The sequence below is a fragment of the Trinickia sp. HAY1-2D genome (genome assembly GCF_056754935.1).
In genome coordinates this window covers 441,709-455,920 of sequence record NZ_JBPGWX010000001.1, presented here as the reverse complement: position 1 = coordinate 455,920, position 14,212 = coordinate 441,709, and the positions used below count along the sequence as shown (strand labels likewise).

Sequence of the window (14,212 nt, the reverse complement as noted above, 5' to 3'; positions counted from 1 at the left end):
CGGATCGCTTCGCTAACATCGGCCTCATGGACACGACCACTACTTCCCCTTCCTTCACGAAGACGATCGCGCTCGTTTTGGCCACGGTCAGCGTCGCCTTCGTCGTCACGCAACTCGACGTGACGATCGTCAACGTCGCCTTGCCGAACATCGGCAGCCGGCTGCATGCGCCCGTTTCGGAGCTGCAATGGATCGTCGATGCCTATACGCTGGCCTTCGCCGTACTGATGCTTTCGGCAGGCGTGTTCGGCGACCGCTTCGGTCCGCGGCGGCTGTTCGCCTGGGGACTGGCGCTTTTCGCGCTTTCGTCGGCCGCCTGTGGGCTCGCCCCCGGCGCGGGAGCGCTGATTGCGGCGCGCGCGGTGCAAGGCGTCAGTGCGGCGGCCATGCTGCCCAATTCCCTGGCATTGCTCAACCGGGCTTGCAGTCACGACCCGGACCTGCGCGCACGGGCGGTCGGCCTTTGGACCGCATCGGGCGCGATTTCGATCGCAGCCGGGCCGGTACTCGGCGGCATGTTGATCGCGGCATGGGGATGGCGCAGCATCTTTCTCGTGAATCTGCCCGTCTGCGCCGCGGGCTTGCTGGCCATCCGTTTCTGGATACCGCGCAGCTTCGATGCCGCCGCGCGTCGGCACAAGGGCGAAAAAATCGGCATCGATCTGCCCGGGCAACTGCTCTCGGTCGTCGCGCTGACGGCTTTCACCGCCGCGGTGATCGAGTTGCGTCCGTTGGGCCTCGCGCATCCGCTCGTCATCGCCGGCTTCGCGACGGCAGTACTCGCCGCCCTGGCACTGCTCTTCGTGGAAGCACGGACCGCCGCACCGATGCTGCCGCTTTTCCTGTTTCGCGATGCGACGTTCAGTGCCGCAGTCGTTTTCGGCATTTGCGTCAATATGGCGTACTACGGCATGGTGTTCGTGCTGAGCCTCTATCTGCAGCGCGTGCGAGGCGATACGCCGCTCGAGGCGGGGCTGGCGTTTTTGCCGTTGACCGGTGGGTTTCTGTTCTCGAACGTCGCGAGCGGCTGGATCGTCGCCAAGCGTGGCCCCCGCTTTCCGATGATGCTCGGGGCCGCGCTGGGTGCGCTAGGCTATGCACTGCTCCATGCCACGCAGGCCAACACGCCGTTTCCGCTGCTTCTTGTACCGTTCTTGCTGATTCCCGGCGGAATGGGCTTGGCCGTTCCGGCCATGACGACGGCCATTCTCGCTTCCGTCGATCCGAAACGGGCCGCAACCGCATCGGCGCTGCTCAATACCGCGCGCCAGGCGGGCGGCGCACTCGGGGTGGCGGCATTCGGTGCGCTTGCCGGAGGGGCGGGATCAGACGGTGTCATGCACGGTTTGCAGGTATCGGCTGCGATCGCGACAGGCTTGCTTGTCGCCGGGGTGATGCTCAGCCGCTTCATCCACCCCGACGCACATGCGCGCGAACGTTCGGTTGCTCGCGCAACGGACGAGGCCGGCGTTCAGGGCGGCCGCTGATCCCAGCGGCCGGGGCTCCATCAAAGTGAAGCGTTCTGGATCGTGCCGGTGTCGAGTGCTCGCTCGATGAGACCTTCGTCGAGCGCCTTGCGAATAGCATGGGCGATCAACTTATCCGGCGGAGCGATATCGGCCTTCAGCGCGCCCAGCATGCCCTCGGCATCGAATATGACCAGCGTTTCGGCGGAATCGTCGCGGCTGATGATTACTCGGTGGTGAGCCCCATCGTCCTCGCCGAGGCTCGCGCAGAACCGCATCGGCTGGCCGTCGATCATCTGCTCGAAGTTTTCGATCATCGCAATGCCCTCCTCATGGCGCCACAGCGGACGTTATGTTCTACCGAGCAATTTCCGTGCGTGAACACCGTACGCCAATGGAGGTACCGGACCGGCGACGCCCGAACGTCAGAGCAAATGCCGTTTGGGCGCGCGGGCCGCATCGACGCTGATGCCGCCCGCCCCGGTCACGAACAGCAAGAGGAAGCCGCCCGCGATGCAGACGTTTTTCCAGAAGTGGATGACCATATCGTGCTGAATCGTCGGATCGACGACGTTCCAGAAATCGTGTCCCAGCACGGCCGTCAAAATCGTGTACACAGCCATACCGAGCGCGAGGGGCCGCGTCCAGAGTCCGAGCACGAGCATCAGCCCACCGAGCGCTTCGACCGCCGTCGCGATCGGCGCCGCGATCTGGACGAAAGGAACGCCTTTGGTGTGCAGGTAGCCCACGAAGCCGGCATAGCCGAGCAATTTCATCACCCCGCCCCACAGGAACAGCACGGCAAGTGCGAGACGAGCGATGAAAATGACGCCGGAATCGACGGGACGCGTCATGAATACCTTCTCCTTCTTCGATCGAGCAAATGAAAAAGCGGGCGTCGCTGCCCGCGTTGTTGGACAGGATATGCGGTGCGCCGGAGTTTTCCAAGCGCCGCGCGTTCCTGAAGCGGTAAAGACCGAAAGAAAATGTAAAAGGCGGGGCCGTGAGAAAGCCCCGCGTGTTAGGCGACCTGCTGGCTGTGCGCTGCGTCGCCTTCCTCGGTGTGAACCGCGCCGAATACGCTGAGAGGACGAATGAGAGGGCCTTCGGAGCGCAGCCCCATCGCGTTGAGCAACCGGTACAGCGTGGCGCGTGAAACACCCAACTCGGCCGCCGCACTGGATAGGCTGTAGGCGTGGCGCGCGAGCGCTTCGCGTATCGCTGCACGCTCCGCTTCGCAGCGCACTTCGGCAAGCGTACGCCCTGCCCTCGGCCCGGCGTCCGGGAGCCCGAGATCTGCAGCGGTGATGAACCGTCCCTCGGCCATGACCACTGCCCGCCGCACGCAATTGATCAACTCACGCACGTTGCCGGGCCACGCATAATTGAACATCGCGGCCACGGCATCGCTCGAAAAACCGCGAATCTTGCGTGCGCCGTCGCGCTTGTGCAGCGCGAGCGCATGGTAAGCGAGCAGTTTGATGTCGTGCCCGCGCTCGCGCAACGGTGGCTCGTCGAGCCGCAACACGCACAACCGGTGAAAGAGGTCCGTGCGGAACCGACCCTCCTCCATGGCCTGATTGAGATCGACGTGCGTCGCCGAGATGATCCGCGCATCGACATGGACAGAGCCATTGCCACCGAGCCGCTCGATCGTCCCTTCCTGGAGAAAGCGCAGCAGCACGGCCTGGCACTCGTGCGGCATGTCGCCGATTTCATCGAGGAAAAGCGTGCCGCCGTCAGCCGCTTCGATGCGGCCGATTTTCCGTTGCAATGCGCCCGTGAATGCACCACGCTCATGGCCGAACAGTTCGGATTGCAGCAGCGACGGAGGAATCGCCGCGCAATTGATTGCCACGAACGGTTTGCCCGCACGGGCCGAGCGCTCGTGAATAGCGTGGGCCGTCAACTCCTTGCCGGTACCGGATTCGCCGGCGATGAACACCGGAGCATCGTTGCGCGCGCACTTTTCGACGCCGCGATAAAGCTGCTGCATCGGTGCGCTGCTTCCGACCATCGTGCAGCAACCGGCCGCGGGCGGCGCCTCCGTCGCTTTGAGGCGCAGCGTGGACAACCCATGCGCATGCCCCAGCACGATGGCGAGCCGCTCGTCGCCGCACGGCATCGTCACGAAGTCGAAGCAGTAATCGACGATGAACCGTCTGACCGACGGTAGATCGGCCTGCCCTCGTCGTACGAGCGCAACCCACGTCGCTTCGGTATGACAGACGCAGCTTTCGAGCTCGGCCAGTTGGTCGTCGGTGACGTCGGGCGGTAACGAGACCACCCCCACCCGGACCGCACCCCGTTCGAGCAGCCGCTCGACCTGAGGTGCCGCCTTGGCATGTACGACGTGCCAGCCGGCCATCACTAGGCCGTCGACGCTGAGCGGATCTGACTTCAGCGAGACGAAAAGAACCGTACGTTCCGCCTTCAGCGGATTCAAAACGTCAGGCATGGTGCTGCTCCCCGGTATCGATGCGCATGCGCCTTGCGAGCCCAAAGCTAATTGGTTCGCATCGATTCAATATTGACGACGATCAACTTCGGTAACCAGCCGCTCTTGCGCTATATCCGAATTCGTTCGTCATCGCTGCGGCGAGTCGTCTGAGCGACCCTGCCTGTTTCGTCCCCCCTCGATTGGTCGGGACGTCCGATTTCACAGAAGCGAAAGGCGGCCCCCCAAGATCCATTGGGACCGAACTCATGCCTGTGCCTACCCTTTTATCCTCGGAGTTCTTTCTCTCGTTCGTGCTTTGGAGTGCAACCGTCACGTCTCGAGACGCACTGCACACCGCACGTTTCAAACCCTCATGCACTGCAACATATACGAGAGCGAACGGAATTTCCATAGGAAAATTACCGGTAGGTCAAATACGGACGGGAATTTCTACGTGTTAGGTAGCGGACATACTGAATTAGCCGGACTTTTTAATCTCGATCGTGGCAAATCGGCGGGCCGAACGTCGAAAGACGGAAGTGGTAGCGTACGACCATGCTTTTTATGCAAATCCCGAAATGAACCGGTTGGGCGCCAGCACTCGGGACAGTTGTCTCAAACGGATGTCATAGGCTTCTGATAGCTGCGGCGCTCAGGACCGGTGTAGTTTCACGGACCCGGCTCATTAAAAGACAATCGATTTCAACCCAAGAACAACCTAAGGCGTTTCAAACAGTATCGGGGGATGGGATGGCTACTACATTGCACAACCATCGCGGCTCGAGCCGCATTACGCTTTACGCCGCAACGGCGCTCATCGCACAACTGCTTCTCATCGGGATCTGGGACCTGCGCTATTTCGTGCTGAACGAGCCACAAGCGCCCATTCTGGCATGGGATTTCGAGGTTTTTTGGTCGGCTGCGCGCGTGACGCTGGAGCATGGGGCTGCCGCGGTGTTCTCCCCGCAGATGTTAGTCGCCGTGGAATCGACCGTCTCCAGGCTGCACAACGCCGCGCCTTGGCCCTACCCGCCGCCGTTCCTCCTCCTGATCATCCCGTTCGGACTCCTGCCTTACAGCATCGCCTTTGCGCTCTTTGCCGCTGCGGGCATTGCCATCTATGCGCTCATGCTGCGCAGCATGGCCCGCGGTCTGGAACGGCCGCAGCTCGTCTTCTTGGCGGCGTTCCCGGGCGTCCTGGCCACGTTGATTGCCGGGCAGAACTCGCTTCTGACCACGGCAGCGGCCGGCTTTGCTCTCGTGTTCTTGCCGCGCCGCGCGGTAGCCGCCGGGCTTTGCATCGCCGTTTTGGCGATCAAACCGCAACTGGGCGTGCTGTTTCCGCTGGCGCTGTTATGCGCACGCCAATGGAAGGCGATGATCGCTGCCGGTGCGGGCACCGCGGCATTCGTCGCGCTCAGCGTCGTACTGCTGGGCCGCGGCGTCTGGAGTGCGTTCGCGGGTTTCCTGCCAATCTTCAATCACGTCGTAGTCGAACACGGCGGCTCTCTGTGGACCGGCATGCCGACCGTTTTCGCCATGTCGAGAGTGCTGGGCCTGCCAGTGGCGGCGGCCTACACGGTTCAAGCGCTCGTCGCGTTGCCCGCGGTCGCCGCCATGGCGTTTCTTTGGCTCCGCGGCGCACGATACGCGTTGCGTGCCGCCGCGCTCGTGGTGACGACGCTGCTCGTTCAACCGTATTTCATGTTCTACGACCTGTGCTGGCTCGTCGTGCCGATCGTCTTTTTGCTTCGCGACGGCAAGATCGCTGCCCTGGATCGTGTGGAATGGACAGTTATCCTGGCGGCGTGGCTCCTGCCGGTCCAGGCCATCCTCGCGGTGTTCTTCAAGTTCCCGTGCGAACTGGCTCCAGCAGTGCTGATCGCCATGCTCGCGGTAATCGTGCGGCGCCATTTGATGGCGCGAGGCGAGCCCTCGGCGGTTTCGTCGGTGCCGACGCCTGTCGCATCAACGGCCGACTGAACGAGCGCGCAGCGCAACGGGCCGGCGCGCCTGATCGGTCCGCGCCGGATGAACCGGGCGCGACGCAAGGCGATTCACAGGCAGTGTGCTGACCTTCTTGCGCGCCTGATAGCGCCGGCGCACGAGATAGATAGGACGCTCCTTCGTTTCGTGATAGATGCGTCCGACATACTCGCCTACCACGCCCACGCCGATCAACTCGATTCCGCCTAGAAACAGCAATACCGAAAGCAACGATGAATAACCGGGGACCGGATTGCCGAACAACAACGTACGCCCGATGACGAACCCGCCATAGGCGAACGAGAGCGAGGCGATCGCAAGACCGATATAAGTCCAGCTGCGCAGCGGCACGGTGCTGAAGCTCGTAATGCCCTCCAGCGCGAAATTCCAAAGCCGCCATCCCGAGAACTTCGATTGACCCGCACTACGCGCTTCGCGCTCGTACTCGACGATGACGGTCCTGAATCCCACCCAGGCGAACAAGCCCTTCATGAAACGGCGGCGTTCCGGCAGGCTGCGCAGTGCATTGACGACGGCCCGGTCCATCAGGCGAAAGTCCCCGACGTTCTCGGGCAACTTCAGCTCGGACAGCGCGTTATGAACGCGATAATAGAGCCCGGCCGTCACGCGCTTGGCGAACGTGTCGCAAGCGCGGGAGCTGCGTTTGGCAGCCACCACCTCGGCTCCCTCGAACCAGTGAGCAACCATGACGGGGATCAGGCTCGGCGGGTCCTGCAAATCCGCATCGATCGGAATGACCGCATCGCCGGCCGCTTCGTCCAGGCCAGCGGTCAGCGCGGCTTCCTTGCCGAAGTTGCGGCTGAGATCGATTACGCGCACGCGCGCATCGCGGGCGCTCACCGCGACGAGCTTATCCAGCGTGCCGTCACTACTGCCGTCGTTGATGCAGACGATCTCGAACCGGATCGTCTGAATTGCTTCGAGCACGGGAACGAGCGTAGCGAAAAACACTTCGACAGCCGGTTCTTCGTTATAGAACGGCACAATCATCGAAACCAGTGGCTTACCGATATGCAATGACATGATTCCCCCCGTCGTTTGCATCTTGTTGTCGTACGTTGTGTGGCCTTGCGAGCCGTTCAGCTCGATGAGCCCGCCGGACGCGCATCAACGCTTCCATTGCCCGTCGCACGTTGCGCCCCGCCCGCTGCGCGACGCTCGCTAGCAATGCGGCGCACCACGACGAAAAGCGTCGCGGCAAGAATCAGTGGCATGAACTGAAAATGGAGATCGCCGACGATCAAGATGCCAAACAACGGCATCAGCCAGAGTACGATCAGCCACTCCCGCTCCAACGGCCGCCATCCGTATCGCATCGCGTGTTTCACATACCACGCAATGAAAACGCCGAGCCACGCCAGGTCATAGTCATAGAGATAAGGGCTGACCATCAACGATGCGCATACAAGCGTTGCCGCGCGAAGTGAATGCGGGGCACGGCGGGACCACGCGTACACCACTGCACCGGTAGCCAGCAGTATGGAGACAGCTTGTGCGGCGTTCGCCAACATCGTCGGGCCATGGATCATCGTGACGAGTGAATAGGCGGACGGAATGCGGTTGAGGGCCGCGTGGCCGGTTTCGACGTATCCAGCGGCCATGCCCATGTTGTGTAGAAAGGCAGTCAGCGTTTGCGCGCCGAACAACGCGACCGACATCGTCAACATCGCGAGCGCCGTCACCACGAGTGTGCCGAGGGCGCGCCACGACCTCGAGCACAACAGCGCAAACGGGATCAGGACGGCCAGTTGCGGCTTCACGCACAGTATTCCGAAACAGAGGCCGGCAAGGATCTGCCGGCGCGGCAGCATCGCCAGGCCGAACGCCACGAGCGAAGCCGTCAGAAGTCCGTTTTGCCCCGCCAACGAAACGAGCAGCGCACCGGGGAAGGCCGTGGCTACGATCACCGCCGCCTGACGTTCGACAATGACGCGGATCGCCTTGACGAACATCAGGTAAGTGGTGCCGAGAAACAAGATCGCGGCAATTTTCCACGGCAGCAAAGCGAACGGGTACACCACGAGCAGAAAGCTCGGCGGATAAAGCCACGGCAGCATGCCCGCCGGATGCCCCAACGCGGCACTTTCCACTTTGTTCAGCACCGCAAAGTTGTATGCATCGACGGCATGTCCCTGCAGACTCAGATGCGAGGCACTCCAGAACGGGACAAAGTCCATCGCGAGTGGACTCAGGTACTCATGAGATGTCCAGATGACTCTCACGAGATAGATCGATACGAAGAAGGCATAGCAGGTCAGTGCGCCAATCGAATAAAAGTGCAGGCGCTCCGGCGTAAGCCAATGCGCGGCGCGCCGGCTATGCGTGTGTTCGCGCAGCGTCGTGCCAATGGCGCGCACCCTCGCTCTCAGATTCATCGCCACTTCGCTCATTGTTCGCTCCCGACACTGGCGCTCGCGCGTTGCAGAACCATCCACAGCAGGACCAGCAATATGAGCGGCCCAAGCTGAGGCAACATCGTCAAGCGATTGAAATGCTCGTAGATCGGCAGCAACCAGCCGAGCAGCCAAGCGGTCTTTTCACCGCGCAGCCATCCCGTGTCGAACGCCATGGCCGCGATGCAGGCGAGCGCAATGCCCAACCATGCGAGCTCGTAATGCCAGACATAGGGGCTCGCAAGCAACGCGGCAATACTCAAGATGGCAGCGCGCAGTCGGACATCGCGACAGTTCCGCCAGACATGGCAAGCGGAGCCTATTGCGACAGCAGCCACCAGTACATGGCCGGCATAGGCCGCAACGACGGGCAAACCCGCGAGACGCAATGCCGAGAACGCCGTTGGCGATGCGAACCAAAAGCCCTGGCCGCCATGATCGAGTAACGCATCGCGCAATACGTTGGCATTCACGAAGAACGAGGGAAGCGACTGCGGCCCGCAGATGACAACGCCGGCGGCAGTCACGGCTATTGCGGTCAACGCGGCCACCGCCAATACCTTCCACGCGCGCGCGGCGATCAACACGAACGGAAACACGATGGCCATTTGCGGCTTGATGGCAAGCAACCCGATACACACGCCGGCCATCACCGGCCTTTGGGCGATGCGCGTCATGGCCAACGCCGCCAACGCGGCCGTCACGAGTGAATTCTGGCCGATCACGGCTGCCACGAATACGCCGGGCGCAGCGGCAATCACGAGCGCGGCGGCACGTTTTCCGCCAAGCGCATGGGCGATGTTCGACGCGCGCAACGTCGCCGATGTATAAAGCCACACGCCCCCGGCGATGAAAAGCAAATAGGCGATGGGCAGCGGCAATAGCGCAAATGGCGTGACTACAGCCAAAAAGGACGGTGGATAAACCCACCCAACCGCATACGCGTCGGCAAAGCCTCCGAAGAGGTCCATTTGCGCCTTGGTAAACGCGAAGTGCTCGTAGACTTGTGCCGGCGCCCCCTGCAGCATCAGATGCGAGGCTGCCCAGAAAATCGAGAAATCGATCCCCGGGCGCGCACCATGCGTCATCGCGAAGCCATGGCTGACCCACCCCCACGTTGCGATGAATGCGACATAGACGGTGACCATCCCCGCGCTCATGCTCGTCATCCGACGCGGCGTGAGCCAATTCACTGAGCCGCCTGCAAAGCCGCTCATCCCCCGACTCAAAAAATACATAGCACACCTCTGATCAGCCGTTTCGGCATTCGGTCCGTCGGCTATATCGACAATCGTTGTTATCTGCGCGTCCGCGCGATGCCACAGCCACCGCACACTGCGTAAGGCCCATTGTTGAGATAAATCGACGCGACTTACAAGTCGTGCTTGACCTCGAAACCGCATCGATATGCGCGCCAATGTACGGCGTCCAACACTTCGTCGATTCGGCATTCGAACGCACCATGACGTGCGTATCAAGAATGAAACGCGGATCGAACGGAATCGACGCTCGAGGATCGCCCATTTCGCGAAATGTGCGACAGACACGGCACGCCACCGGCGCCTCTTCAATCCGTCGATAGCGATATGCGGCGTGCCTTTCGCCGAGTACCAAGCACCGGCAGGGGTCACGCCGGCCGTCTCACGCCTGAGACATCTGGTGCGCCGCCGCCCTCTTTTCCGCTTCATCGAAATCGGACAACCCTTGGCGGGCAAGGCGCTCGCGCCGATGGCATAGGGCTTGCGAAAAACCGCCGCACGGAAGTCGACCAGCACCAGGCGACCCATCCCATCGCTCTACGAGGGCGTGAGAGGCAGGGCCGGCAGACTACGGGGAGGGAACCCGAGTATGTGCCACCGCGATGCGTTCACACGGCGGCACATGCGAGGGGACGACAACAGCTGTCGACGCACCGTGGTAACGGCACACACGTGCCGTTGTCCAGGCAGTGATAAGCCGGGGGGCTTAAGCATGAAAAACGATACATGGATGCGGCGTCTCTGTCGCCGCAACGCAGGACCGGTCGCCGTCTCGCGACCGGCTAACGAGCGTGCCTCTTGCTGGCATGCTCATTCCACGCGGTTTCCTCGAGCTCCCATTTCAAAAACGGCATCGCGCTTCGCGCGGGTACACCCGAGAGCCTATCGACTCTCGAGCCTGCACCAAATGCATCTCTAGTGGGCTGTATGGAGTGCAGCACTCATGTTGCAAGCGCGCTTTTGTTCTTTGCAGTACCCGCAGTACCCGCAGTTCCAGCAGCACCCGCAGCACCCGCAGTTCAGTCCCAAAGCCAGGCGGCCAGGGGTAATTTGTTTAGTGATCCTAACGGAGATCGATATGAACACGATCATTGCTCAAGCAAAACGTTTCGCACGCGAAGAGGAAGGCGCGACGATGGTGGAATACGGACTCATGGTCGCACTGATCGCGATCGTTTGTATTACCGCCATCACCACGGTTGGCAACAAGCTCAACTCGATATTTGTCGAGATCGGCAGCGACCTTTGACGTAAGACGCGGAGGGAGCGGGCGATTCGCCATGTCGCCTCGTCCGCCCCTGCGCGCGGCATGCAACCTTTTGAACCGAGCCAACAGGAGTTAATCATGACTGCGCAAATTCGGTCGATATTGCAATGTTTTTCCGCACAGGCCAGTGAGTTTTCACGCGCGGACGACGGCGCAACGATGGTGGAGTACGGCCTGATGGTCGCCCTGATTGCAATCGTTTGCATCACAGCCATCACCACCGTCGGAACGAATCTGAATTCGGTGTTCGTCGATATCGGCAATGCGCTTTGACGCGACAACGGGTATTGGCCGATATCGATCCGTTTGCCCGGGTTGTGCCGGAAAAAGGCGCTGCCAAGTACAGCGCCGAGTAACGATGCGGGGTGAGAAATGAACGTGTCACTGACGAATCTCTCGCGGTTTTGCCGCGACGAGCCGCTGCAGGCGCTCTTCGAGCTCGTTCACGACGAAATCTCCGCGGCTATTCAGTGAATGGCAATTTGAAATCATCCGAGGCCGACCATGATGCTTCCGACTCTCCCCTCTCAGCCGATTCCGGCTTTCGTAGCGCTGTTCGTCGTCGCGGCCGCGAGCACCGACATCGTCGCGCGCCGTGTCCCGAACCGGCTGGTCCTGCTTGGCCTCCTCACGTCGTTGCTCGTTCACGGTTGGGTCGATGGGCTTACCGCCGGCGCCGGCAACTGGCTCGCCGGCGGCCTGACGGGCTTCGCATTGCTGATTCCGCTCTATCTCGTTCGCGGCACGTCAGCCGGCGACGTGAAGCTGTTGTTGATGATCGGTACCTGGGTCGGTCCTGAGCTGGTGCTGGCGATCACGCTTGCGACGTTCGTCATCGGCGGCGCCTGGTCGATCGGCTTCGCGGTACTGCGCCGCCGCACCCTGCAGTTGCTCATCAACATGCAAACGCTGCTGCAGCGCGGATTGCGGCCCGCGCACATCGCAGGCGCCGGCGCATCGCAACAGATTGCCTCGATTGGGTCGCTGCCTTACGCGGTCGCGATCGCAGCGGGAACGCTGAGCGTCCTTTTCACCGCGGCGGTTTGACGCACGGGCCTCGCACAAAGGGTATCGGAGGGAGACAGAACATGAGCGAATACAACATCGAGCACCGAGGCGCAGCGAACCTCGACGAAGCCTCACTGGATGCACCGATAGTTCGCGATGCGCCCAGCGATCCTTCGCATGCGCTGCTGCGCACTCCGCGCTCGATTGCCGATACCGGATTGCCACCCATCTTCGTCGGCAGGCTCGTGCTCAAATCGACGATGTTGAACGGCAGCTCCAGCTTCGCGGACCTGTCGCAACGCCATCGGCTGCCTATCGCTGTGCTCGAAGACATTCTCGCGTTTCTCGTTCGCGAGCATCTGGCCGAAATTACGCATCGCGGTGCGACCGATATCGATGTCCACTTCCGGCTCACCGCAGCCGGACGCACGGTCGCCACAGAGGAACTGGCTCGCTGCTCGTACTGCGGCCCCGCCCCCGTCACATACGAACACTATGTCGAGGTGGTGCGAGGCCACGCCATCCGCAATCAGCGTGTCAGCCGGGACCAGGTGCGTGCTGCGTTCGCCAACGTTCGCGTCGAGCCGACGCTGCTGGATGCCGCGGGTGCCTCGTTCAATGCCGGCCGGCCGCTCATGCTCTATGGCCCGGCAGGCAGCGGCAAGACCTATATTGCGGAGCGGCTCGGTCAACTGCTGCAGGGGGATGTACCTATCCCCTACGCCATCTATGTCAGCGGCGAGATCATTCAGCTGTACGACCCACTGCTGCACCACGACGCTGCGCCGCAAACCAACGCTACGCCCGGCGACAGGCGCTGGCGCATCTGCCAGCGCCCTGTCGTGATCTCGGGCGGCGAACTGACGCTCGACGGCCTCGACTTGCGTTACGACGCATCCGCCGGTTTCTATCAGGCACCGCCGCACATGAAGGCGAATATGGGCCTGTATGTCGTCGATGATTTGGGCCGCCAGCGCGTCGCAGCTCAAGATCTGCTCAACCGCTGGATCATGCCGCTCGATCGCGGGGTCGATCTGTTCACGCTGCACTCGGGCATGCGCTTCTCGGCACCGTTCGAAGTATGGCCCGTGTTCTCGACCAATCTCGATCCCGCCGATATCGGCGACGAAGCGTTCTTGCGGCGGCTCGGCTCGAAGCTGCATATGGGGCCGATGTCGCCCGAGAACTACCGGGCCATCTTCGAGGACTACTGCGCCCTCCACGGCCTGGCGCTTTCACAGTCTGCTTTCGACTATCTGTTGCGCGAGCTGCACGCGGCAAGCGGCAAACCGCTTCTCGCCTGCTATCCGCGCGATCTGCTGTCTCTCGTCAGCGCCTCGGCCGACTACCGCGGTGCGCCGCGCGAAGTGACCACCGAAGGTCTAGACGAAGCCTGGCACAGCTATTTCGGCTCCAACGCCGGGATCGAAAGAAAGTTTCCGCCCTCGCCTGCGAACACGATGCGTGTCAGGGCAAACGGCATGCCGCCGGCCCAGCAGCCGACATTTTGACGATTGGTTAGGAGTCCTTCCATGAAAAACTCTCGCGCTCTCATCATGCTAGCGGCAGCCATGCTCGCAGGCCTGGCCGCCGTTGTGTTCGCGTCGCGTTGGCTCATCCACACGTCCTCGAGCGCTCTGACACCGGTCGCCGTCGCGATGGACGACATCAACCTCGGCCAACCGCTCAACACCAACCTGATCCGTATCGTCAACTGGCCGAGCGGCAGCGTCCCGCCCGGCGCATTCAAGGACACCAAGTCGCTCGAAGGGCGTGTCGTTCGCTCGAGCCTGACGCGCGGCGAGCCGGTACTCGAATCGAAGCTCTCGCCCATGGGCACGAAAGGCGGCCTATCGGCGGTCATCAACAAGGGCGATCGTGCAATCACGGTGCGCGTAAACGATGTGATCGGTGTCGCCGGCTTCGCACTGCCCGGCAACTATGTCGACGTCATCGTGAACACCCAGGCGCCAGGCAGCAGCAACGATCAACACAGCATTTCCAAGATCGTGCTCGAAAAGATCCTTGTGCTCGCGGTCGCTCAGCAAGTGAGCCGCGACGACACGCAGCCGAAGGTCGTCAACGCGGTCACGCTCGAGGTGACACCGGATCAGGCGGAAAAGCTCGATCTCGCCCGCAGCGTCGGCACTCTGTCGCTCGTGCTGCGCTCGCAGGTCGACGGCGACACGCTGCAGACGAAGGGGGCAACGAAGAGCACCTTGCTGGGCTCGCCGGTAGCACCCGTTGCGGCATCGGCAGCCGCGCCGGTCAAACCGGCCCGCGTGCATTACGCGGCGCGGCGGGAGCCGGTCAAGCGCGACTGCGTCGGCGTGCTTTCGGGCATCTCGGGCGGCGTCGAATGTTTCTAGTGT

General features: G+C 62.0%; 13 protein-coding genes. 7 read left to right on the top strand and 6 right to left on the bottom strand.

All coding sequences use genetic code 11. The features are described from left to right. Positions 1–26: 26 nt before the first annotated feature. A complete protein-coding gene (locus ACR9ZC_RS01995) occupies positions 27–1,487 on the top strand; it encodes an MFS transporter (RefSeq protein WP_481578907.1) in 1,461 nt (486 codons plus the stop codon). A 20-nt stretch (positions 1,488–1,507) separates the two neighbouring features. On the opposite strand, the gene ACR9ZC_RS01990 is transcribed toward ACR9ZC_RS01995, so the two are convergent. The 3 genes from ACR9ZC_RS01990 to ACR9ZC_RS01980 all read right to left on the bottom strand — a co-directional run bounded on the left by ACR9ZC_RS01990 (position 1,508) and on the right by ACR9ZC_RS01980 (position 3,924). Next, positions 1,508–1,783: a hypothetical protein gene (locus ACR9ZC_RS01990; protein WP_331566217.1), complete on the bottom strand. Its 276-nt coding sequence runs from the start codon at positions 1,781–1,783 to the stop codon at positions 1,508–1,510. Positions 1,784–1,891: 108 nt separating this feature from the next. Further along, positions 1,892–2,320 (bottom strand): DoxX family protein, encoded by a 429-nt coding sequence (locus ACR9ZC_RS01985; RefSeq protein ID WP_331566219.1) that lies wholly within the window; start codon positions 2,318–2,320, stop codon positions 1,892–1,894. Between the two features lie 167 nt (positions 2,321–2,487). Beyond that, positions 2,488–3,924 carry a sigma-54 dependent transcriptional regulator gene (locus tag ACR9ZC_RS01980; RefSeq protein WP_481578906.1) on the bottom strand — a complete coding sequence of 479 codons (1,437 nt, stop codon included), beginning with the start codon at positions 3,922–3,924 and terminating at the stop codon, positions 2,488–2,490. A gap of 732 nt (positions 3,925–4,656) precedes the next feature. Here ACR9ZC_RS01980 and ACR9ZC_RS01975 point away from each other — a divergent pair. Continuing rightward, positions 4,657–5,889: a glycosyltransferase family 87 protein gene (locus ACR9ZC_RS01975; RefSeq protein ID WP_481578905.1), complete on the top strand. Its 1,233-nt coding sequence runs from the start codon at positions 4,657–4,659 to the stop codon at positions 5,887–5,889. Here ACR9ZC_RS01975 and ACR9ZC_RS01970 read toward each other — a convergent pair. Genes ACR9ZC_RS01970 through ACR9ZC_RS01960 form a run of 3 tightly spaced genes read right to left on the bottom strand, consistent with a single transcriptional unit; the run spans position 5,875 to position 9,523 of the window. Further along, complete coding sequence (locus tag ACR9ZC_RS01970) at positions 5,875–6,936, bottom strand: glycosyltransferase family 2 protein (protein ID WP_481578904.1); 1,062 nt, start codon at positions 6,934–6,936, stop codon at positions 5,875–5,877. The genes ACR9ZC_RS01975 and ACR9ZC_RS01970 overlap by 15 nt on opposite strands. 56 nt (positions 6,937–6,992) lie before the next feature. Continuing rightward, positions 6,993–8,303: a glycosyltransferase family 87 protein gene (locus ACR9ZC_RS01965; protein WP_481578903.1), complete on the bottom strand. Its 1,311-nt coding sequence runs from the start codon at positions 8,301–8,303 to the stop codon at positions 6,993–6,995. Further along, complete coding sequence (locus tag ACR9ZC_RS01960; protein ID WP_481578902.1) at positions 8,300–9,523, bottom strand: glycosyltransferase family 87 protein; 1,224 nt, start codon at positions 9,521–9,523, stop codon at positions 8,300–8,302. Before ACR9ZC_RS01960 ends, ACR9ZC_RS01965 begins: the two co-directional genes overlap by 4 nt. Positions 9,524–10,643: 1,120 nt before the next feature. Between ACR9ZC_RS01960 and ACR9ZC_RS01955 the strand changes: the two genes are divergently transcribed. The 5 genes from ACR9ZC_RS01955 to cpaB all read left to right on the top strand — a co-directional run bounded on the left by ACR9ZC_RS01955 (position 10,644) and on the right by cpaB (position 14,209). Then, complete coding sequence (locus ACR9ZC_RS01955; protein ID WP_481579691.1) at positions 10,644–10,814, top strand: Flp family type IVb pilin; 171 nt, start codon at positions 10,644–10,646, stop codon at positions 10,812–10,814. Positions 10,815–10,910: 96 nt separating this feature from the next. Continuing rightward, positions 10,911–11,105, top strand: a complete 195-nt coding sequence (locus ACR9ZC_RS01950; protein WP_481578901.1) for a Flp family type IVb pilin — start codon at positions 10,911–10,913, stop codon at positions 11,103–11,105. Between the two features lie 231 nt (positions 11,106–11,336). Next, complete coding sequence (locus tag ACR9ZC_RS01945; RefSeq protein ID WP_481578900.1) at positions 11,337–11,879, top strand: A24 family peptidase; 543 nt, start codon at positions 11,337–11,339, stop codon at positions 11,877–11,879. A 41-nt stretch (positions 11,880–11,920) separates the two neighbouring features. Then, complete coding sequence (locus ACR9ZC_RS01940) at positions 11,921–13,351, top strand: P-loop NTPase and SpoVK domain-containing protein (protein ID WP_481578899.1); 1,431 nt, start codon at positions 11,921–11,923, stop codon at positions 13,349–13,351. A gap of 21 nt (positions 13,352–13,372) precedes the next feature. Next, positions 13,373–14,209: a Flp pilus assembly protein CpaB gene (cpaB, locus tag ACR9ZC_RS01935; RefSeq protein WP_481578898.1), complete on the top strand. Its 837-nt coding sequence runs from the start codon at positions 13,373–13,375 to the stop codon at positions 14,207–14,209. The last annotated feature ends 3 nt before the right edge of the window (positions 14,210–14,212 follow it).

Bases quoted from the DNA above. Each gene is read 5' to 3' on its own strand.
- ACR9ZC_RS01945 (WP_481578900.1), top strand. From the start codon at position 11,337: ATGATGCTTCCGACTCTCCCCTCTCAGCCGATTCCGGCTTTCGTAGCG.
- ACR9ZC_RS01940 (WP_481578899.1), top strand. From the start codon at position 11,921: ATGAGCGAATACAACATCGAGCACCGAGGCGCAGCGAACCTCGACGAA.
- ACR9ZC_RS01995 (WP_481578907.1), top strand. From the start codon at position 27: ATGGACACGACCACTACTTCCCCTTCCTTCACGAAGACGATCGCGCTC.
- ACR9ZC_RS01950 (WP_481578901.1), top strand. From the start codon at position 10,911: ATGACTGCGCAAATTCGGTCGATATTGCAATGTTTTTCCGCACAGGCC.
- ACR9ZC_RS01980 (WP_481578906.1), bottom strand. From the start codon at position 3,924: ATGCCTGACGTTTTGAATCCGCTGAAGGCGGAACGTACGGTTCTTTTC.
- ACR9ZC_RS01960 (WP_481578902.1), bottom strand. From the start codon at position 9,523: ATGAGCGGCTTTGCAGGCGGCTCAGTGAATTGGCTCACGCCGCGTCGG.
- ACR9ZC_RS01955 (WP_481579691.1), top strand. From the start codon at position 10,644: ATGAACACGATCATTGCTCAAGCAAAACGTTTCGCACGCGAAGAGGAA.
- ACR9ZC_RS01970 (WP_481578904.1), bottom strand. From the start codon at position 6,936: ATGTCATTGCATATCGGTAAGCCACTGGTTTCGATGATTGTGCCGTTC.
- cpaB (WP_481578898.1), top strand. From the start codon at position 13,373: ATGAAAAACTCTCGCGCTCTCATCATGCTAGCGGCAGCCATGCTCGCA.
- ACR9ZC_RS01990 (WP_331566217.1), bottom strand. From the start codon at position 1,783: ATGATCGAAAACTTCGAGCAGATGATCGACGGCCAGCCGATGCGGTTC.
- ACR9ZC_RS01965 (WP_481578903.1), bottom strand. From the start codon at position 8,303: ATGAGCGAAGTGGCGATGAATCTGAGAGCGAGGGTGCGCGCCATTGGC.
- ACR9ZC_RS01975 (WP_481578905.1), top strand. From the start codon at position 4,657: ATGGCTACTACATTGCACAACCATCGCGGCTCGAGCCGCATTACGCTT.
- ACR9ZC_RS01985 (WP_331566219.1), bottom strand. From the start codon at position 2,320: ATGACGCGTCCCGTCGATTCCGGCGTCATTTTCATCGCTCGTCTCGCA.